General features: G+C 54.4%; 15 protein-coding genes and 1 pseudogene. 14 read left to right on the top strand and 2 right to left on the bottom strand.

The genetic code is table 11. From position 1 onward, the window contains the following. The first annotated feature begins 59 nt into the window (after positions 1 to 59). The 11 genes and pseudogenes from CRO08_RS12195 (at position 60) to CRO08_RS12150 (ending at position 14,210) form a co-directional block, all read left to right on the top strand. Positions 60 to 2,396 carry an RHS repeat-associated core domain-containing protein gene (locus CRO08_RS12195; protein ID WP_097036420.1) on the top strand — a complete coding sequence of 779 codons (2,337 nt, stop codon included), beginning with the start codon at positions 60 to 62 and terminating at the stop codon, positions 2,394 to 2,396. A 31-nt stretch (positions 2,397 to 2,427) separates the two neighbouring features. Beyond that, on the top strand, positions 2,428 to 2,781 hold the full coding sequence (locus CRO08_RS12190) for a hypothetical protein (RefSeq protein ID WP_141398363.1): 354 nt from the start codon (positions 2,428 to 2,430) through the stop codon (positions 2,779 to 2,781). 55 nt (positions 2,782 to 2,836) lie between these two features. After that, positions 2,837 to 3,064, top strand: a pseudogene (locus CRO08_RS17395) (transposase); the annotation flags it as partial. Positions 3,065 to 3,182: 118 nt separating this feature from the next. Next, positions 3,183 to 4,031 carry an IS3 family transposase gene (locus tag CRO08_RS12180; protein WP_176495013.1) on the top strand — a complete coding sequence of 283 codons (849 nt, stop codon included), beginning with the start codon at positions 3,183 to 3,185 and terminating at the stop codon, positions 4,029 to 4,031. Between the two features lie 154 nt (positions 4,032 to 4,185). Beyond that, on the top strand, positions 4,186 to 4,542 hold the full coding sequence (locus CRO08_RS12175) for a hypothetical protein (protein ID WP_097036418.1): 357 nt from the start codon (positions 4,186 to 4,188) through the stop codon (positions 4,540 to 4,542). Positions 4,543 to 4,678: 136 nt separating this feature from the next. Then, positions 4,679 to 4,822, top strand: coding sequence for a hypothetical protein (locus tag CRO08_RS17050; protein ID WP_176495146.1), 144 nt, complete (start codon positions 4,679 to 4,681; stop codon positions 4,820 to 4,822). Between the two features lie 256 nt (positions 4,823 to 5,078). Then, on the top strand, positions 5,079 to 8,495 hold the full coding sequence (locus CRO08_RS12170; protein WP_141398362.1) for an MFS transporter: 3,417 nt from the start codon (positions 5,079 to 5,081) through the stop codon (positions 8,493 to 8,495). A 5-nt stretch (positions 8,496 to 8,500) separates the two neighbouring features. Beyond that, positions 8,501 to 11,065 carry an NPCBM/NEW2 domain-containing protein gene (locus CRO08_RS12165; RefSeq protein ID WP_097036416.1) on the top strand — a complete coding sequence of 855 codons (2,565 nt, stop codon included), beginning with the start codon at positions 8,501 to 8,503 and terminating at the stop codon, positions 11,063 to 11,065. Further along, the gene (locus CRO08_RS12160; RefSeq protein ID WP_097036415.1) at positions 11,062 to 12,258 is read left to right on the top strand and encodes a glycosyltransferase; all 1,197 of its coding nucleotides are present in this window, start codon (positions 11,062 to 11,064) and stop codon (positions 12,256 to 12,258) included. The genes CRO08_RS12165 and CRO08_RS12160 overlap by 4 nt, the downstream gene beginning before the upstream one ends. Before the next feature lie 32 nt (positions 12,259 to 12,290). Beyond that, entirely contained in the window at positions 12,291 to 12,986 is a 696-nt protein-coding gene (locus CRO08_RS12155) for a hypothetical protein (RefSeq protein WP_097036940.1), read from the top strand. A 3-nt stretch (positions 12,987 to 12,989) separates the two neighbouring features. Next, positions 12,990 to 14,210 (top strand): mechanosensitive ion channel family protein, encoded by a 1,221-nt coding sequence (locus tag CRO08_RS12150; RefSeq protein WP_255252355.1) that lies wholly within the window; start codon positions 12,990 to 12,992, stop codon positions 14,208 to 14,210. 72 nt (positions 14,211 to 14,282) lie between these two features. On the opposite strand, the gene CRO08_RS12145 is transcribed toward CRO08_RS12150, so the two are convergent. Both CRO08_RS12145 and CRO08_RS12140 read right to left on the bottom strand, forming a co-directional pair. Further along, the gene (locus tag CRO08_RS12145; RefSeq protein ID WP_097036938.1) at positions 14,283 to 15,656 is read right to left on the bottom strand and encodes a GntR family transcriptional regulator; all 1,374 of its coding nucleotides are present in this window, start codon (positions 15,654 to 15,656) and stop codon (positions 14,283 to 14,285) included. Positions 15,657 to 15,731: 75 nt separating this feature from the next. Next, entirely contained in the window at positions 15,732 to 16,754 is a 1,023-nt protein-coding gene (locus CRO08_RS12140; RefSeq protein ID WP_097036937.1) for a family 16 glycosylhydrolase, read from the bottom strand. A gap of 470 nt (positions 16,755 to 17,224) precedes the next feature. Between CRO08_RS12140 and CRO08_RS12135 the strand changes: the two genes are divergently transcribed. From CRO08_RS12135 to CRO08_RS12125, 3 genes are read left to right on the top strand one after another with little or no spacing between them, the layout of a single operon-like run. After that, the gene (locus tag CRO08_RS12135) at positions 17,225 to 17,500 is read left to right on the top strand and encodes a chorismate mutase (protein WP_255252354.1); all 276 of its coding nucleotides are present in this window, start codon (positions 17,225 to 17,227) and stop codon (positions 17,498 to 17,500) included. Then, positions 17,497 to 18,723 carry a prephenate dehydrogenase/arogenate dehydrogenase family protein gene (locus CRO08_RS12130; protein ID WP_097036414.1) on the top strand — a complete coding sequence of 409 codons (1,227 nt, stop codon included), beginning with the start codon at positions 17,497 to 17,499 and terminating at the stop codon, positions 18,721 to 18,723. The genes CRO08_RS12135 and CRO08_RS12130 overlap by 4 nt, the downstream gene beginning before the upstream one ends. Then, on the top strand, positions 18,723 to 20,096 hold the full coding sequence (locus CRO08_RS12125; RefSeq protein WP_097036413.1) for a 3-phosphoshikimate 1-carboxyvinyltransferase: 1,374 nt from the start codon (positions 18,723 to 18,725) through the stop codon (positions 20,094 to 20,096). The genes CRO08_RS12130 and CRO08_RS12125 overlap by 1 nt, the downstream gene beginning before the upstream one ends. Positions 20,097 to 20,103 lie beyond the last annotated feature (7 nt).

The raw sequence follows: 20,103 nt of genomic DNA, 5'->3' as shown, positions 1-20,103 counted from the left end.
GAGTTCGAACATCTTTCTTTGTTGCGAATGGCTTTGAAAAATATATATTCAAAAGAGGTATGTCCTCTTTAAAACTTGCCACCGGTGCGTATTCCGTTGTCGGCTACGACAACCTGGACAGGGCAATCTATACAGGCGAATGGAAATCGTCGCTTGACAGCGGGACTGCAAGGGTGCATTTTAGAGATGTGCAGAACAGGAACAGCCCGACTATCGCCGAACTAACTCCAGGCACCATAACCCGTACATTCTACGACCGTATGCCCGCAAGGGACACCCTGGGCGTTGAACTTTATCCGGCGTCGGTCCAAACTGACGCCTTCAAGTACGGCAAGACCCGCGTGGTGGCGGTGGTATCTGATGTGTCCGCCGATAGTGCTGGGAATGTGATTCGCGTCTCGACTGCAAATACCTATGACAAGTACGGTCGTGTCACGGCGACCTACGCCTACGACCCGACAGCACCTGCGGACAGCCTGAAAATGCTCGCCGTGGAGACGGAATACGATTTGGGAGGCAAGGTGACGAGGACGACAAAATACCCCTACGGAGTGGATGGTGGCGGGGCAAGTCGAAAAATTGTGGAACGGTATACCTACGACCGCCTTGGCCGCATAGACAGTTTGTTCTCGAAGAACGGAGGTGGTGACGAGACTTTGCTCGCCCGTTATGAGTACTATCCGACCGGAAGTGTAAAGTCGGTTCACATGGGCAATATTCTTACTATTGTCTATACCTACCACATCAGCGGTGCGTTAAGGACGGCGAGGGTTACGACCGCGAACGGTGCCGAATGGTATTCCGAGATGCTCCATTACGAAGATTGCGGTGACGAAGAATGTACGCCTCAGTACAACGGCAACATCAGCTACATGGCGCAGAGAATAGCGCATAGCAATCGGGATTTCGTGCAGAACCGTGAAGTGGCGTATTATTACGACCTGCTAAACCGATTGACAAAGACTGATGACTTGAGCCAGGATTATTTTGATGACTTCTTTGAATATGATGCGCAGGGCCGAATTACCGTACAGCGCCGTGCCCATAGGGCCGATAGCGCACAAGGTGGCGAATATGCTTACTATGACAGTACGAACAGACTGAAATCCGTAGCGGAAGGCATGGGCGGTACAACGGCTGATGAACGCAACATGAGCGACACGGCTAATTTCGTCTATGATTCCGAAGGAAACCTTGTCGAGGACAAGTCCAAGCGCATGAAAATTTCCTATGATTGGAGAGGCATGCCGGTCGAATTCAAGCTCCAGGATGAGGAAAATTCCAGTGACAGCACCCGTCTCGCGATGATGTACGACGGGTCGGGCAGGCGCATCTCCAAGACGCTCCTGACGAAGCCTGCGACCGCGGCAACCTGGGATACGGTCAAGGTAACGCACTACACGGGCATCGGCACGGAAATCCGCGAGGAGTTCCACAATGGTTCCCGCGAAAGGGTCAGTGTCGTCGTTAATATGCCGCAGGGTCTCGGCCGTTACAAGGTCGCGGACGCTTCACAACCTGCCGATGATAACGCGTCCAGGACGTTCGAATGGTACCTGAAGAACCATCTCGGTTCGACGATGCTCGTGTATGGTACAGTGGCATCCACCGATCCGAACAATGCCGATATCGGCGAGACCAAGGCCGCGTACGATTACCGCGCGTTCGGTGAACAGATTGAGCTGAGACCGCACGACTTAGATAAGGTTACCGAGAACTTTACGGGCAAAGAAAGAGATGACGAAATCAAGCTCAACTACTTCGGCGCTCGTTATCTCGACCCGATGCTCGGAATGTGGATAAGCGTGGATCCAGCAAGACAATTTGATAGCCCGTATCTGTATGTTGGGAATGGATATAATCCTGTGAATGGATTTGATCCGGATGGGAGTAAAGTTCATGGAACTTATGATAGAAGTACAAATCAAGTTGTTTTGACAGATGACAATCCTGCTCGTGGGTCTCGTACTTTTTATGCTGTCTCTGGATATCATAATAATCCAAATAAAAAAGGAGGCATAATTCCAGCAGGAAAATATGAAATCTTTGAACGTTCAGGGAAAAATTGGTTCTCGTTATTATTTGAAGGCAGTGATGGAAAATATCATGATACGTTTAAACCTGAAAAAGGCGCCGATACTCGTGGAACTTTTAGATTGCATAGGTATCATAGAGGAACAAATGGTTGTTTGAGTGTCGTGGAGAAAGTAGATGACCCTGATGATGATTTTCATTTCAAACATATAAGTGAGGATGATTATAATAAATTGTTTGAATGGATTCAGGGTACAGAGACTGGAATTATGAAGGATTCGGAGGGAAATGAACGTATTGATTATGGTTCTATTGAAGTAATAGGAACTCCACCCTCAGAACCTGTTGAAACGATTGATTAGATTTATGCATTTGGTGTTTTATCTTTTTTTAATGTTGGTATCATCGAACGCAATCTCAGAGACTGTTCATTCGTTAGACGATTGCTATAAAATCGGAACGTCTGATGAGCTTTGGAAATTCGCGTTATTTGCTAATAGTCGTGTGAAACTAAATGATAAAACACCAATATGTGGCGTTTTAACTGCTGATCTCAATGTAAATGAGAATTTAAATGCTGGAAACGTTGTTCCTTGGATTCCAATTGAAAAATTTAATGGCGTCTTTGACGGTCAGGGACATGTGATTCGAGGCTTGGTTTTTAAGGATGAAAAAAAAGATAATGTAGGTTTTATAGGATCTGTTGAAAAAAATGCACAGGTTATAATGGACCATGCAGGAGTTTAATAAGAGGGTAGCATAAGCTACTATATTCATTGCGCAACCCCCAAAAGGTAAAACAATGGCAAAAATCAACTATAGCTCCGAGACAAGGGAACAGGTCATCAAGCTGGTCCTGAAAGGCGAAAAGTCAGCAAACCAAATAGCCAAGGAACTCGGAATCGGGCCCAATACAGTCGGTCGGTGGGTAAACGAGTACCGCAAGGAACACAACCTGCCGAGCTACCGCGAGGAACGGCGAATCCGCAAGGTGTCCGTCGAGGAACTCGCCGCCAAGAACAGGGAACTGGAAAAACTCCTGAAGAAGCGTGAAAAGGAGCTTGCGGACGAGAAGGAGACGGTAGAGATCCTAAAAAATCCCTGCACATCTTTATGCGACCACACGACTGAAATGCGAGGCGATACACGTGAACCGCAAGAAATACTCAGTCAGGAAGATGTGCAGAGCCCTAGGAATACCGCAGTGTTCCTACTACCAGTGGTCGCGCCAGCAGGAAAAACGTGCCGAGAAGAAGGCCCGCGAAGAACGGCTTGTCCAGAAGGTCCGCGACACCTTCGAAGAAAACCACCGCGTGTACGGTTGCCCGAAGATGCAGGCGGCACTCCATGACAAGGGTGACGAGGTAAAGGTGTGGAAACTGCGCCGCATCATGCGCGAGAACGGTCTCTATCCGGTCACGCTCAAGAAATGGAAACCCTACCGCAAGGGCAAATGTGACTCCATGTACAGCGAGAACCTGGTGCAGCGGAAGTTCGATCCCGACAGTCTGAACGCCGTCTGGGCCGGCGACATCACCTACGTCAAGACTACGCTTGGCTGGGTGTACCTTGCCGTGGTACTTGACCTATGCAACAAGGAGGCGGTGGGTTATGCCGTGAGCAAGAACATCGACACGGAACTTGTCAAGCGCGCGTTGTCCAATGCCATCATGCAACGCGGCCATCACGACGGACTAATCTTCCATTCCGACCGTGGCGTGCAGTACAGCAGCATGGGCTACCGCACGATGCTCTCGGAGAATGGGATAACGCCCTCGATGAGCGCCCCGGGCTGCCCCTACGACAACGCCTGCATGGAAAGCTTCTTCGCAAGCTTCAAGAAGGAGATGGCCTACAGGCGAGACTTCAAGGACATCGAAGACGTGCGGGAGGCCGTTTTCAGGTACATCGAGCTGTTCTACAACCGGAAACGGCTCCATAGTTCGCTCGGTTACATGACACCGGTGGAATATAGGCTGTCAAAACAGGCTGCCTAGACCACAAGGGTATACCACTTAACAAGAAAAAAGGATATATTTTAACTTAACCGGTAATGAATATGGTTGTTCATGAACCCACTATTAAAAAACCTACAAATCCACGTTTCTTATCGTTATTTTTTGCTCCTCGTTTTCATATTCGCGAAGTGAAATGCTAGACGATGCAATAGGTTTTTACTTTTTGTCTGAGTTCGAATTAATGAAGGGACATGAAGAAAAAGGATTGGAATTAAGGGATTCTTCATTTCATCTAGTAAAACGGTTGCCCCAAGATGATCGATTGACCTTTTATTTTATATCATATTATTCCAGTAAAATGTTAGATGGCATATATTTAGGTGAATGGGGCAATGAAATATCATGCAACGATGATTACTACGCCCTGAAAAAAAAATTGAATGCCTTACTATCTCAATCTATGTATGAAGGTGATAAAAAAGTGTTTATGAGATTGAAATCCTTTTTAGATAATAGAACAGGAAAGTGTTTGACAAGAGATGAAATGTAATCCTTTGATTATGCAATTTTTTTAAGAGAATGATTCGGCATTAATCTACAAAGCACATGTTTATCAGTACAATTCCGAAGGATATTTGATTGCGGACTCTTCCAAAGGTTTGAAAATTTCCTATGATTGGGGAGGTATGCCGGTTGAATTTAGACTAGAACCTACGGGAGTATCCGGTGATACTTTGTTCAGGCTGACGGTCGCCTACGACGGCACGGGCAGGCGTATTTCGAAGACGCGCTGGGTAAAGGCGCAGAGCGTGGGGCGGTTATGCTTTTGAGCAAGTCTGCCTAGGCCACGTTGATCAAATTAAGCTAAAACTTGGAATTTCGGGAAGACTCGCAAGTCTCTTTACTTGACTCTGGTTACGCCCTGCGGAGTTTCCAAGAACTCGGCTTGGAGTGAATTTCCTATGGTTGGAGAGGATTTCTACGGGCATACCTCTTTAATTATAGGAAAAATTTGTTCGGCCTTTGCTATATTTACCTTGAGGGCAGGCGCAGGCCTTGCCGGATTGGATATATAAAGGAATAAAGATGAAAAAGGTCGAAGGCTTTTTCTCGTTTTTTGGTTTGGCTTTTACGCAGGTGGCGGTCTCTACCGCGATTATCGCCTACACGGAACTCGTCCTTAGCCGCATGGGGTATACGGCTACGGGTTCGTGGCAGTTCTACGTGCTGCACCTGCTGTTCCTGTTGCCCTGCGTGCTGCTGCTGACGCCTGCGGGTTTTATGTCGGACAAGCACCCGAAGGAACGGGTGCTCCTGTGGACGACGGTGCTTTCGGTTCTCCCGCTGGGGTTGTTCGGTGTCGGTGTGTACCATTCTTGCCTGCCCATGATGTTTGCTGGTGTCGGGCTTTTCTTTGTGCTGCAGGCGTTCCAGAGTCCGGCAAAGAACGGCTACATGAAGGAACTGATAGGGGTGCGCTTCCTTGCCAGCGGGAGCGGGACTCTCATGATAGTCACGTTCTGCGCGATGTTCTTTGCGGGCGTGTCGCTTGCGTTTGCCGTTCGCGAGAACCTGGTCGAGCCCGTGCTCTATTCGCTCGGCGCACTGCAGGTTCTGGGGGTGATTTTTGCAATCCGGCTCCCGTCTATCGGCGCCTACGATGAAACACTGAAATTCCCCTGGAAGCAGTTCCTTACGTTCAGGTACGCGCGCCGCAAGATGGCGAAGGCGTGGAAGAACCGGGCGCTCCGCCAGTCGATTGTCGGGCAGGCGATTTTCTGGGTCATGATATTCCTGATGGTGTTCGTCATCCAGGACCAGTTCAGCTCGGGCTCGCTGTTTACGCAGGATGCCCTTGCGAACTATGCCATTTTCGGTACGGGCATCGGGCTTGTCGCGGGCTTCTGGTTTGCGATGCGCATGTCGAGGAACTTTATCGAGCGCGGGCTTATCCCGATGGGCACGGCCGGTGCTTCTGTCCTGATTTTCCTTATCCCGTTTATTCCGCGCCCGTATAACGCCATCGCGTTCGCGCTTCTCGGGTTCTGTGGCGGCATCTTTGCGCTCCCGATGTTCGCGACGATGCTCTACAATACCAAGCCCCGTTCCGCGGGCCACGTGCTCTCGCTTTCGAACGTGGTGCAGAACCTGAGCATTCTCGTTTTCGATATCCTCGCGATTGTCGCCATCCGTTACTTTGCTGTCGACCGGATGAGCCTGTTCTTTATCCTCGGCATCGTCTGCCTTGTGGGTACGGTGTGGGCGCTGTGGGCCATGCCGCAGACGCTTTTGCGCCAGCTATTGCGCTCGGTGCTCTCTATGCACTACCGCTTCTTGGTGACGGGCGTGCAGAACATTCCGTGGGAAGGCCCGGTGCTCCTGGTGGGTAACCACATTTCGTACATTGACTGGGCGATTATCCAGATGGCGAGCCCGCGCCCGATGCGTTTCGTGATTACGCGCAGGCCTTTTGAAAAGTGGTACGTGAAGCTGTTGCTTTCGCAGATGGAAACGATTGACCTCGATATCTCGAACCCTGCTCCCGCGATGGAGGAGGCGAAGAAGGCCTTGCTGCGTGGCGAAGCCGTGGTGATGTTCCCGGAAAACGCGATGACTTCGACGGGCAACATGAGCCGCTTCCGCCTGGACTACTCGTCCGTTGTGAAGGATGTGCCGCGCCTGAAACTGTTGCCGTTCTATGTGCAGGGGCTGTGGGGGAGTAGCTACTCCATGGCTGATGCCGGCTTCAAGGACATGGTGCATAGCGGTGGCCGTATCATTTCTGTCGCGTTCGGCAACGAACTCCCGCTCGATTCCAACCCGATGATGGTGAAGCGCGCGGTGCAGGAACTCTCGATTACTGCGTGGACGAGTTACATCCGCAAGTTGCGCCCGGTGGCATCTGCCTGGATTCGCACGGTGAAGCGTATTGGCAGCGGACCCTCCGTTTATAGCCCCGACGGCAACCACCTTTCGGCAAACGCGCTTGCGACGGCGGCGCTCTCGTTTGCGGGCATGATCGAGAAACTCACGAAGGGCGAAAAGCAGGTGGGCGTGCTTATTCCGCCTTCCGGCCCGGGAATCATCGTGAACATGGCCTGCCTCATCAGGGGCAAGACGGTCTACAACCTGAACTACACGAACACGCCCGAGACGATGGACTACTGCTGTGGCGTGGCCGAAGTGAAGACGATTATTACGGCCCGCGTGTTTGTCGAGAAACTCAAGCAGAAGGGCCTCCCGATGGAGAAGTTGCTCGACAAGTACAAGGTCTACTACATGGAAGACCTGAAGGGGCAACTGCACAAGTCGACGCTCGTGAAGAACTTCTTGCGCGTGATGCTTTTGCCGGCCTGGTACCTGGAGCTTCGCTTCTTCAAGAAGGTGAGCCTTGATGACGTGGCGACCATCATCTTCAGTTCCGGTTCCGAGGGCCGCCCGAAGGGGGTGGAACTCACGCACCTGAACCTGATTGGCAATATCAAGCAGTGCGAAAGCGTGCTGTTGCCGACTGCGGAAGACGTGTTCCTGGGTTCGCTCCCGCTGTTCCATGCGTTCGGGTTCTCCATCACGACGATGTTGTGCCTTGTGGAAGGCGTGCCGGTGGCGACCTGCCCCGACCCGACGGATGCAAGGCTCGTGTCGCGCATGTGTGCCCAGTTCAAGGTGAGCATCATGGTGGCCACGGGCACGTTCCTGCGCATGTGGGGCCTGAACCGCGCGGTGCACCCGCTGATGTTCTCGCATGTGCGTAGCATCTACGCCGGCGCCGAGAAGATTCGCGAGGATGTGCGCCAACTTTACCGCAACAAGTTCAAACTCGAGATTTTCGAGGGGTTCGGCTGTACGGAAACGACTCCGGTGGCGGCGGTGAACACGAAGGACGTGCTCATGGACGACTACAAGACGGTTATCGAGGGCAACAAGCCCGGTACCGTGGGCGCTCCGCTGCCCGGAACGCAAATCCGCATCGTGGACCCCGATACCATGGAAGAACTCGCCGTGGGCGAGGATGGCCTGATTTTGATTGGCGGTGCGCAGATTATGAAGGGCTACCTGAAGGACCCGGAACGTACGGCACAGGCGATTGCTGTTATAAACGGCAAGCGCTGGTACAAGACGGGTGACAAGGGCCACGTGGACGAGGACGGCTACCTCACGATTGTGGACCGCTACAGCCGCTTTGCAAAGCTTGGTGGCGAGATGGTGAGCCTCGGGTCGGTGGACTTCAAGATTTCGGAATGCTCGCTGTTCGACGAGATTGACCACTTTGCGGTTGCCGTCCCGGATGGCAGCAAGGGCGAAAAGATTGTGCTCGTGTATGCGGGCGATAAGTCCGAAGACGAGGTGAAGGACATGCTCAAGCAGGTGGGCCTCCCGCCGCTCATGCTCCCGGGTGCCGTCGTGAAGGTGGACGAACTCCCGAAACTCGGGAGCGGCAAGAGTGACGTGCAGACCGGCAAGAGAATTGCCATGGAACGCCTTGGAATTTCAGCAAACTAGTTATTATGAAAAAGAAAGAGAAAACTGTTACTGTAGAAGAAAAGATTGAACAGAAGTCGGTGACCACGTCCCTGCGCGAGTGGGTGGCGTCGCTCAGCCTGGGCAAGCCGCAGGCGGTGATGCTTGCGACCACGGTCGCCGTGCTGGTCGCCGCGTTCCTCATATTCAACAACCTTTCCGTTTCGTACGCGCGCCGCTGGGACATCGACTGGGGCTACTACGCCATCCTCTCGACGTTTGTGCTGTTCATTGCGGGCGTGGTGGTGAACGTGCCGTTTATCGCGAAGCATATCCGGGAGTTTTTGCCGAGCGGTAAGGCCTTTTGCGGGCTCGCCATCCTGATGATTATTTTCTCGGTGTTTGTGTTCGGGAACATCAGCAATACGCACCGTGTACTGAGCGACGAGACCAGCTGGGAATCAATGGGCCTGCAGATGTACTTCCAGCATACGGGCGGCATCTGCAACGAGGGCGTTTGGACGGATGGAGTCCTTGATTGCAAGAGCGAGGTGAACAACTTCAAGGGCAAGGCACTCGGGTTCGTCTACTCGCTCGTGTTCAACTTCATGGAACCGACGCGCGATACTGCGCTCAAGGTGAACTATCCGTTCTACCTGTTGAGCCTGCTGGCGTTCTTCCTCGCGCTGTCGAAGTGGTTCAGGAGCGATAAACTGGCACTGGCTGCAGTCGCCTTCCTGGGAGGCATGCCCATATACCTGCTCCAGTCGCGCTCTGCATCTACGGAAGTGCTCTACATTTGCCTGCTGACCTTCCTTATGGCCTGGTATGCTTTTGTGCCTGCGAACAAGGTAACGTGGAAGCATTTCTTGCTGACGGTCCCGCTGCTCGGGTTCTTTGCGCAGACCCGCCAGGAAACCGTGTTTGCGTTCATTCCGTTTGCGCTCTACTATTACCGCTACTTCCTCGAAAAGCCTTACCGCCTGCCGGCCTTTGTTGCCGCCGTGATTGCGGTGAGCTGGCCCAGCGTGAACAACATGGCGGCCTATCGCGGTTACGACTTCCAGGGTGGGGAACATGCGGCCCATTCCTTCGATAACCTGTGGTTCAACCTGAAGACGAATATCCAGACGATGATGAACCTCGATGTCGACCCGGCTTTCGGCGGCATCATGGTGAACCCGTTCTACACGACGTTCACGGTCATCTTGCTCGTGGCGACTGTATGGCTCCTGCTCCGCATGGTTGTATTCCGCCGTTACGTGCGCGGGTTTATCTTGGGCATTTTCTTCTGCCTCCAGATTTTCGTCATCATGTTCAACGTGTCGGGAACGTTCACGATTGATATCAACCAGCGCTACGTGCTGGTGGCGCTCCCGCTGTTTGCGCTCCTGATGGCGCTTGGCCTGTACGACGCGCTCCTCTTTGCGGGTTCGCGCCTCTTCAAGTCCAAGATGCAGCGCGATGCCGTCGCCGGAATCGTGATGGTTTTTGCCTGCCTCCTTTCGCTCGGGCTCATGTTCTACCATGCTCCCAGCTACAAGAGCAACATGCTCTACTACAAGAACAAGTTGCTGGGCGAAGAGGACTTCTTGAACACGGAACTCGCGAAGTTGCCCGAAAATTCAATCTACATCTATGCGAGACCCTGGCAGATGCTTGCCCAGGGGCATAGCGCGTTTAGCGAACGCACTTTCGAGGGCTGGAGTACCGACGTGTTTGCCTCGTGGATGCAAAAGTCGGGCGGAAACATCTACCTGGTGCGCGGGCAGGATGGCTACGGCAAGGTAAACCGTGACAGCCGCGTGGTGGGCTTCAAGACGACCGACCAGATTGACAAGATTCTCGATAGCTACAAGCACGAGCGCATCTTGGTGGATGCGAAGCGCTTTGGCTATCCGCTGGTTATATACAAGATAATTTCGAAGAAGGGTGTTTCGCAGTACGCGCAGAACTTCATGGTCTCGGACGAGAGCGAAGGCATTATCGTGCTGAACAAGCGGTTCCCGGAATCGATTGCCTGCGACTACTCGCTCAATGGCGAAAAGCAGGGCGAGATGCTCGTGACGGTGCCTTCGGATTCGCTCCGTATGGATTCAACGAAGATTCACCCGGGTATGAACCGAGCGATGTTCGTGTGCTCGATGCCCGATGGCGATACGTCTGTGGTTTACCGCGACTTCTTCCGCGAGAGCGAGAACGTCGTGCTGCTTTCGAGCCTCAAGATGGGCCGTTTCTCGCAGGAGTGGGGCGACCCGCAGATGAACGAGTCGGTAGAACACCACACGCTTACGCTGGATGGCGAACCGTTCCGCTACGGTATCGGGAGCCACGCGAATTCGAGTATCGATTTCACGTTGCCCCGCGGGTTCGACGTGCTGCATGCGGTTATCGGGCTTGATGACGAAAGCGCCTGCGGTGACGGCGTGTACTTTATCGTGTCGGGCGACGGCCGCGAAATCTTGCGCTCCAAGAGGCTCTACTCGATGGAAAAGCAGGCGATTGACGTGGACGTGAAGGGCGTGCGTCAGCTGAACCTGAGCATCGACATGGCGGGCGAGAAGAACTGTGACCATGGCGACTGGGCGAACGCCTGGCTGGAGGCTAGGTGAAAATCCTGGTAGCCCCTCTTGATTGGGGCTTGGGGCATGCGACGCGTTGCGTGCCCGTTATCCGGGAGTTCCTGGCCCAAGGAGCCGAGGTGGAACTTGCCGTCGTGAAGGCGAATGCGGGATTCTTCCGCGAGGTATTCCCGGAACTACGCCAGCGGGTGGCGCCGGGCTACAACGTCGTGTACCCGAAATATGGCTTTAACATGGCGCTGTGGCTCCTGAAGAACAGCGCGCACCTGAATGCGGTGATGCGTTATGAGCATCGCTATGCCGAAGAGATGGTGGAACGTCACGGCTACGATGTGCTATTTTCGGACAACCGTTTTGCGTTCTTTTCGAAGAAGGCTTATAGCATTTACATGACGCACCAGCGCCGGACAGCTTTCCCGCCCGCGCTTGTGGCGCTCGAGGGTATCGGCATTCGCTGGCACCGTGTCCGCATGAGGAATTTTGACGAGGTGTGGGTGCCCGATGTGGAAACTGCACCTGGATACGCGGGCGCGCTCTCGCACTTGCCGTCGCGCGGAGAGCGGGCCTCGTTCGGGGTGGGCGGTGCGCCTGCGGTCAGGTTTGTCGGCCCGCTCTCGCGATTTGACGCGCCTTGTTCCGGCGCCTCTCGGGTCGCGGGCAGTTTAAATGCGCACGAGTTGCCTGCGGGCGGTTTAAAAGCTGGCAGTTTAAATGCCGGCAAGTACCGGGTTGTTGCCGTTATTTCGGGTGTTGAGCCTGCCCGCACGCAGTTCGAGAACCGCCTGCGCGATATTCTGCGCGATGTTCCGGGCAACCACCTGATGATTCTCGGGAAGCCGCAGGCCCCCCGCAGGCACTGGACCGAAGGGAATATCGAGTTCGTGACGCACCTGCCTACAGTTGAATTTGCCCGCGCGGTAAGGGATGCTGACTGGGTGATTAGCCGTGGTGGCTATAGCACCGTAATGGACATGGCCTACCTGGGCGCAAAGTGCATATTTGTCCCGACTCCGGGGCAGTACGAGCAGGTGGTACTCGCGCGCGACCTCGCCACTGCAGGCTATGCGGTAAGTATTCCTGCGAATCGGCTTTCGGTAGAATCGCTTCTCGATGCTTTCAAGGGGAATGTCGCGCTCCCTCGGCCACAGCAGGCAGGCGTGCTCGAAAATGCGGTAAAGGACTTGTTTTCGCGCGTGGGCGATAAAATCTCGCACAGGCGATAAACGTTGATGCCCCTTCGGGCAGAGGAATGGATATGAATAGGTTTGTACTTGCTTTCCCGATTCCGGTTGGTGTGGCAGAACCCTTCAAGATAACGGACGTAGTATCGGTGAGTGCCGATGCGAAAAACTTGCTCGTGCCCGGTTGCAATGTGCGTTTTGACGTTGTTCGTAATGCCCCTGCGGCTGGTCTATCCGATATTTTCAAGGAACACCGCGAGATTTCTGCGGAAGAGGCGGGTGCAATCGATTCGCACAAGTCGCTGCTGTTTTTGCTGGGCTCGCTCAAGAGTGCCGATGAACTGCGCATGGTGAATGCCGCCATCCTCAAGGTGCTTGCCGCGGGGGCGACCGGCGTGTATATGCAGCAGTCGGGTACGGCGTGGGCTGCGGCCGCCTTCCGTGAGGAACTCGGTGATGCGGAATTCCCGATGGACACGTGGATCAACTTTATGGAAAGTGCGGACGTGCTCTATACGCTCGGGCTGGAGGTGTTTGGCCTGCCGGATTTGTGTATTTCGCGCACGAACGGGGCTCAGGAAGAATTGGAGAATATCCTTTCTGTTGTCGCGGACTCGATTTTTGTGGATGGGGTCTCATCCAAGTCGGGAACGGAAGTCGATGCGGGCGATGCTGGCGTGTTTACGCTCCGTGCAGAAACAAAGAGCCCCTTCGCGAAGGATGCTCCCGAGTTCAACCGCCAGGGAATCATGCGTTTAGTGAGAAAGTAGCCTATGAATAAAGTGCAGGATTTTGCCACGCAGGTGGAAAACCTTCAGATGGACAGCGAGTTCTTCCATTTCGGAATCGTAGTCCTTTCGATTGCGATTATTTTCCTCGCGATTTATGCCCTCGTAATGCCGATAATGAAACGCTGGTCGAAAAAGAGTCCGAGCGCGTTGAACAAGATTCTTGTGGAACGCCATCTGGCTTCGCGCCTTTTGCAGGTTATCCCGGCGACGGCGTTCTCTGCCGCGGTCCAGAATGTTCTTGACCCGAGTACGTGGCTTTTCGAGGTGTCTTCGAGGATTGCGAACATCTGGTATACGCTGCTTTCGTTTGCGATTGCGTGCTCGATTCTTGACGTGATTGAGCATTTTAACGGCATAAACGAACGCACGATGAAGCGCCCTCTGCACGGTATATTCCAGGCGATAAAGGTCTCGCTGTTCTGCCTTGCCGCGATATTCATCGTGAGCCAGTTGACGGACAAGAGCCCGGTTATCATCTTCTCCGCTCTCGGTGCTATGGCGACGGTCCTGATCCTCATTTTCAAGGATTCTATTCTGGGTGTAGTTTCGGGAGTACAGATAAACTTATCCGACCTGCTGCGAAAGGGCGACTGGATCGAAATTGAGCGCCACAATGCCGACGGTACGGTCATGGATATTACGCTTACCTCGGTGAAGGTGCGCAATTGGGACAACACCATCTCGGTGATCCCCGCATACGACCTCATTACGAATTCGTTCCGCAACTGGCGCGGGATGCAGGATTCCGGCGTGCGTCGCATCAAGCGGGCCATGTATATTGACCAGAAGACGGTCCGGTTCCTTACTCCGGACGAAATTGCTAGTTTATCTAAAATAAAGATTCTTGCTCCGTACCTGGAGGCTAAGATTCACGAGATTGTGGGCGAGGAGTCCAAGGCGGGCCTGTTGGGAATCGCTCAGGGTTCTGGAAGCCCTGATATGCTCAATGCCCGACACCTCACAAATATCGGCACGTTCCGCGCCTACTGCACGGCATACCTGCGTTCACGTAAGACAGTCGCGCAGGACATGACGCTCATGACGCGCCTGCTGGAGCCGACCCCGCTGGGCCTCCCGCTGGAAGTTTATGCTTTCGCGAATACGACCGTGTGGGAAGATTTCGAGGGAATCCAGGCGGATATTCTGGACCACCTGATTGCGGCATTGCCGGAGTTCGGGCTGGAACTCTACCAGCGCCACTAGCGTTCGAATTGCTTCGTCATCCTCGCGGCTTGTGCTGAGTTTTGTCGAAGCAAGGCGAGGATCTATACTGATTTATTTCTCTACGACCTGGCCCAGTATCTGCTGGACCTTCCGCTGCATCCGGAAGGCATCGGTGTTTGCGATGCTGTAGAACATGTGGTCTACAAGCGCCTGCGTGTTGAAATCGTAGGAGGGAAGGCGCAACATGTAGCTTTCTGCGGAATTGTCGAAGGCGTACAGCGGGCCGAGCTTTTCGATACGGCCTTCTTCTTGCATTTCGAGAAGCGCGCTTGCCACGTCGTCGTTCACGCAGACGATTGCGACCTGCTCGTAATCGCGGTTCTTCATGAGCAAAACCATCTTCTGCTTCAAAAGTTCGCGGGCGTAGACCTCGACCGAGAATTTTTCCACCTTGCTGCGTGCAATCTGCTTGTAGTCCCACGGGCTTGCAAACTCGCTGTCGGTGTAGTCGATTACGGAGAGCCCTGCGTCGCGTAGCCCCTGCAGGCGGTCTATGGACCATGAACTGTTGTGGTAGGGCGAAAAGTAGGCCACCTGGTTTATCCCGTGGGCGATAAGGAACTTGCCCATTTCTTTCCCCGGGGCCGTACCGAAGGTGGAATTGAAGAAAGTCCAGTTTTCTTTTTGCAGGTACCTGAGCGGGATATCTTGCAGGGGCTGCTCCCACCAGACGGCGATAGGGTAGCGGATGCCCGCGAATTGCTGCATCAGTTTTAGCGGCTGCATTATAAGGAGCGTCGAGAGGATTGCTCCCACGGCGTTCGGGTAGTCTGCGAGTTTGCGGGTCTTGCCGCTACGGTCGATGAGCTTGCCGCTGTTCTCGTTCATGCCGAGCAATATGAGCTTGTAGTTGTCTGCACCCGCCTTCTTGTAGACCATGCGCAAGAAATCCATTTCGCGTTCGCTTTCGGCGGTAAAGCCGCCCCAGCTGTTGCATCGCGTTACGAATATGATTTCGCTGAGCGATGCGGGCTGCTCGTTTTTGCTATTGCGAATAAAGCTGTAGTGCCTTCCGGAACGGGCCAGCGCGCCTTTTTGCACCATCGCGTTCAGGAAGTTCCGGAGAATCGCCTGCGAAACGTTGTAGCGCTGCGCGAGTTCCTTCATGAGCGGGAGCGGTTCGTCGATGCGGAATGTGCCGCGGTCCCAGTCCTCGCGAAAAAGGCGTTCCACCTTGTCGTAGGCGCTTTCCCTGGCCTGCGGTGCGGGGTGCCGCTCGTAGATTTTAGCGACTCCGCCCGATGTCCAGAAGCATCCCTTGCCCTGGATGCGGCATATTTGCGATGCTTTCTCTAGCATCTTGAGCGCCGACTGCACGGTGCTCGAGGAGACGCCGTAAGCCTTCATGATTTCGCGTACGCTCGGGAGCCGATCGCCGTCGTTGTGGGGGATATCCTGGATTATCTTTGCCAGTTCTTCGCGCATGCCCATAAAATAACAAAAGTCCGCGCGGCGCGAAGCTGCACGGACCTTTGTTGTTTGGAGTGATTAGGAGAATTTCTAGTACTTGAAGTTCACGCGGTAGCGGTTGATTTCCTTCACGTGGGCGCCCTTCGCGTTCACTATGCCGCGGACTTCCTTCGGCTGCATCTGCGGGGTGCGAACCTGCTGGATGGCCGTAATGGGCTCGCTGGAGGAGGACATCGGCGGAATGAACGGCTCGCTGCTGCTGGAGGATTCCGGCGGCGGGGTAACGCTGCTCGAAGAAACAGGTGCGGGCTCGTTGTCTTGCGGAACCTGCCCGTTGAAGTTTTCCTGACCCTTGCGGGTGAGGGCGAGAATCAGCATGCCGTCCTTGGAGTAGATGTTGTTCGGGGTCAGGTCGACACGGTTGCCGTCGAAGGTCCAGTTGCCCTTGCTCCAGCGGCCGGAATCGAACGAGTCGAAATTGTCGGTCCAGTCGAGCGTGAAGTCGCTGCCGTTTTCGCCCCGGCCCGGAGTGTACTTGTAGACCTTGACCCAGTTGATGAACTGGAAGAGCGGGAGCTTGGATTCGTCAAAATTGCCGACCCATTCGGCGCTTTCGGAAGACCAGATGTTGAAGCGGAGGCCCTGGGTTCCGATAAGGTTCTCGACCTGGTTCTTGTTGTCGCCCTTGTTGGTCCTGCGGACTTCTTTCCCGTCGAGGGTCCAGCGGACGTAATCGGGGGTCCATTCGAGGCCGTAGGTGTGGAAACCTTGGTCGGCAGCCGGGCTTACCGAGTGATGCTTTTCGCTGGTAACCTGTGCGCCGGCCTTGCCGGTAATGATGTTGGACTGGAAACTGTTCGGGTTCTTGCCGAGCACTTCGATATCGACTTCGACCCAACGCTGGGCGCTGGCCTGTTCGGAGCCGTTCTGGTAGAGGAACATGGAACTGACTGTACCGGATGCGGCGGCCATTTTCATGCGGGCTTCGAATTTCCCGTAGGTGTATTCTTCATTGGTGTAGAGTTCAGCACCGCTGAAGTCTTTTGCGCTGAGGGTAGATGCCATGGCTAGTACCGCCAATGTTCCAGTGGTGAGTGTTTTTAGAATGCTCATAATCATCTCCTGCCCATACACAAGAAGTAAAATAGATTCGATTTGTGGGGTGCGCAATGGTGTGAAGGTTGCAAATGAATAAAGTGTATCAAGTGTGCTGAGTTCGGGGCAGGTTTGGGGCATGTTTTGGGCTGATTTTGGGCATTTTTGGGGTGCGAGGAACGCGAAAATGGCGAAATTGGATACCAAATGGGGTGTTTTTGGGGTGTTTAGTCCCCATTTTGTTAGTTTGTTTGCTAAAAATATTAGTTTGTAATAAAAGAACGGAGCGTAAAACGCATGTTTTTGGCCTGGAAATAGCCAGATACCATCCTTTCGAGGGCTTTTTCGGGGGAATTATGCTACTTTGTTCTAGAAATTGGGTACTAAAAGTGCGAAAAAGGGGGCGTTTAATCCCCAATTTTTGTGAAATTGCCCCTGTGTAGCGTGCGCAGGCATAAAATTACCCTCTTTTTTCTATCTTTCGGCACATGGATTCCCACATGGAAATAGACGATTGGCGCAAGCGCATCGATGAACTTACCGATACGATTATCTCGCTTTTGAACAGGCGGGCGGAATTCGCGACCGAGATTGGCAAGCTCAAGAAAGAGAAGGGCCTGCCGGTATTCGACGCTGCCCGCGAAGAGGCGGTGCTAGCCGCTGTCGCCGAGAAGGCGGTAAAGGCGGGTGGACCGCTCCCGCCGGAATCTATCGTGAATATTTTCCGCACGATTATGGAAGAGACCCGCAAGGTGGAGGAATGATGAAGCGGATTGCCTTGGTGGGTTTTGGACTTCTGGCAGGTTCTATCGCTTCTGCACTCAAGCAGGCGAAGCGCCCGACGGTCATACGCGCGGTAAGTTCGCCCGCGACGCTTGCACGCGCCCGCGAGTTGGAACTAGCGGACGAGTTTTTTGAATACGCGCAGGTGGAAGAATGGTCCCGCGACTGCGACCTCATTTTGCTGTGTGGCCCGATTCTGCATATTTTGAAGACGATTGACGCGCTTTCGCACGTGAAGTGGGCCAATGAGAAATTAAACGGCGCGAATTCAATCGACGCAAAATTAAACGGCGCCGCGTGCCTTGTGAGCGATATCGGGAGCACGAAGGTCGAAATCTGCAGGGCAGGTTCCAAACTGCCGGCCCCGTTCAAGTTTGTAGGCAGCCATCCGATGGCGGGTTCCGAGAAGCGCACCTGCGAATACAACGACCCCGCTATTTTCGAGAACGCCTACTGGTTCGTGTGCCCGCCCGAGGGAACTGCCGAAAGCGTTTACGCGCCGCTCCTGGAACTCGTGAAGTTCCTCGGCGCCTCCGCAGTAGTTTTCCCGCCGGAGCACCACGACCGCACCATGGCGTGGGTTTCGCACATGCCCCAGATGCTCAGTTCTACTCTGGCGGCAAGCATTCCGGACCGCCTGCTCGAACACAACTACCAGCACTATGCGGGTCGCGCATTCCGCGACATGACGCGCATTGCGGCAAGCGGGTGGGCGATGTGGCACGATATCGCAGTCACCAATCGCGACGAGACGGTGCGAGCCTTGACCGAGGTTCGCGATGGCGTGAACGCGACAATCGAGGCGATGCAGAAACTCGACGTGGTAAAGGACGGCAGGCCTGCGGGTGGTTCGTTCGATGCGACCCGCGGTTCGGTAGCCGGTGGGAAATGCGCCGACCGTTCCGATTCGCTGGAAGAAATTTTCAAGGCGGGCAACGAGGGCCGTGCGAGCCTGTTCGCTCCTGGCCGGAACGCCGCTGCCGCATTCTTCGAGATTACGGTGCCGCTCAAGGACAAACCGGGCGCGCTTTTGAGCGTGTTGCATCCGCTCGCCGAAGAGGGACTCAACATCCGCGACATTGAACTCATGAAGGTCCGCGAGAACGTAGCGGGCACATTGCTGATTGCCTTCAAGACCGAGGACGAGGCCGCCCGCGCGGTCAAGCTGCTCCGTTACCTGGGTTACGAAGTTAAGGAACGATAATGGAATTTGCGTTGAATCCCGACAGGGAACGGATGGACCTTACGCTTTTGATGGGCCTGTTGGTAAACGGGCGCACCGTGCTCGACGATTTTGCCTGGGCCAGCGGGTCGGAACGTTTTGCGCAGGCCCTCGCCGAATTCGGGCTCCGCTATGAACTGCACGGGCACCAGCTGGTGCTTGACGGCAGGGGCTTCCAGTATGCGCTCCCGTCGATGCTTCCGTATGATTTTCCGGAGCAGGAGAACGTCCTTTTGTGGACGCTCGCAAGCAAGGATTCCGAGCAGGTCTATACGCTTGCAGCCGAACCCGACAGGGACGGCATCGAGAAGATTGTCGCCGTGAAGGCGATGCTCCTCAAGTATTTCAAGGTCAATGTCGAAACTGATGCTCCCGCGAAGTTCGTGTTCCGCTTTGCGCCCGAAGAACCCGCGCTCAAGAAGGATTCGCTCGGAAACGTGCCGTTTATTATGCGCAACAGGGTGCTGCTCCGCACGCTGGTGCGTGGCGAGTACGTGAGCTTCGAGGAACGCTCGCTCGTTCATGACCAGTGGACGAAGATGCTCATGTACTTTGGCGTGCCCCTCCGTTACGAGGGGCGCGGCATGGAGCAACTGAGCGAGTTCGAACGCCGCCTGATGATGGCGCAGGGCAAGAAAATTGAACGCACCCAGATGACGGAACTTGCGGAAACCCGCGTGATTACCGGGCGCGATTACTACGTGCCGGGCGATACGACCGAGGCGACGGCATTTGCCTTGCTGACGACTATCGGCAAGGTGCCCAAGGGCAATGTGGTAAAGCTTTTGAACGTGGACCTGAACAGCACCCGTGCGGGGGCGCTCACTTGCTTCAAGCGCATGGGCGCAAACATCGAGACCGTAACCCGCAGGGAAAAGTTCGGCGACGTGTACGGCGATGTGGAAATTTACCCGATGGAAGCGGGCAAACGGCTACAGGGCAGGCGCTTTGGCGAAGACGCCATTGCGACGTCGCTTTCGGATTATGCGTTCCTCGCGGTGGCGGCATGCTTTGCCGAGGGCGAGACCATCCTCCGAATCCCGAAGGAAATTCGCTCCGAGATGCGCGTGTCAAACGACTTCTTGGCAGAAAACCTGCGGAAGACCGGCGTGGAAGTCGGCGTGTACGATGACGGGCTCGTTATTCGCGGGATGGAAACCATCGTGAACGGGAGCGACTTTGACGGCGGAGATTCACCCGAGGCGGGGCTTGCGCTTAGTGTGCTTTCTATTGCCCTCGAGAACGATGAACCCGTCAAGAATGTTGACGCCGTGGAGGCGATGTTCCCGGGCGTTGTCGAAAAGCTGAAGCAGGTGCTTGTCGCCGAGGCTCCCGCGAACGAGGGCAAGGAATAGGGGGAGG

Source organism: Fibrobacter sp. UWT3 (genome assembly GCF_900230125.1).
Classification (GTDB): Bacteria; Fibrobacterota; Fibrobacteria; order Fibrobacterales; family Fibrobacteraceae; genus Fibrobacter.
This window is presented reverse-complemented; position numbering and strand designations above follow the sequence as displayed.

Bases quoted from the DNA above. Each gene is read 5' to 3' on its own strand.
- CRO08_RS12195 (WP_097036420.1), top strand. From the start codon at position 60: ATGTCCTCTTTAAAACTTGCCACCGGTGCGTATTCCGTTGTCGGCTAC.
- CRO08_RS12190 (WP_141398363.1), top strand. From the start codon at position 2,428: ATGTTGGTATCATCGAACGCAATCTCAGAGACTGTTCATTCGTTAGAC.
- CRO08_RS12175 (WP_097036418.1), top strand. From the start codon at position 4,186: ATGCTAGACGATGCAATAGGTTTTTACTTTTTGTCTGAGTTCGAATTA.
- CRO08_RS17050 (WP_176495146.1), top strand. From the start codon at position 4,679: ATGCCGGTTGAATTTAGACTAGAACCTACGGGAGTATCCGGTGATACT.
- CRO08_RS12170 (WP_141398362.1), top strand. From the start codon at position 5,079: ATGAAAAAGGTCGAAGGCTTTTTCTCGTTTTTTGGTTTGGCTTTTACG.
- CRO08_RS12165 (WP_097036416.1), top strand. From the start codon at position 8,501: ATGAAAAAGAAAGAGAAAACTGTTACTGTAGAAGAAAAGATTGAACAG.
- CRO08_RS12155 (WP_097036940.1), top strand. From the start codon at position 12,291: ATGAATAGGTTTGTACTTGCTTTCCCGATTCCGGTTGGTGTGGCAGAA.
- CRO08_RS12150 (WP_255252355.1), top strand. From the start codon at position 12,990: ATGAATAAAGTGCAGGATTTTGCCACGCAGGTGGAAAACCTTCAGATG.
- CRO08_RS12145 (WP_097036938.1), bottom strand. From the start codon at position 15,656: ATGCGCGAAGAACTGGCAAAGATAATCCAGGATATCCCCCACAACGAC.
- CRO08_RS12140 (WP_097036937.1), bottom strand. From the start codon at position 16,754: ATGAGCATTCTAAAAACACTCACCACTGGAACATTGGCGGTACTAGCC.
- CRO08_RS12135 (WP_255252354.1), top strand. From the start codon at position 17,225: ATGGATTCCCACATGGAAATAGACGATTGGCGCAAGCGCATCGATGAA.
- CRO08_RS12130 (WP_097036414.1), top strand. From the start codon at position 17,497: ATGATGAAGCGGATTGCCTTGGTGGGTTTTGGACTTCTGGCAGGTTCT.
- CRO08_RS12125 (WP_097036413.1), top strand. From the start codon at position 18,723: ATGGAATTTGCGTTGAATCCCGACAGGGAACGGATGGACCTTACGCTT.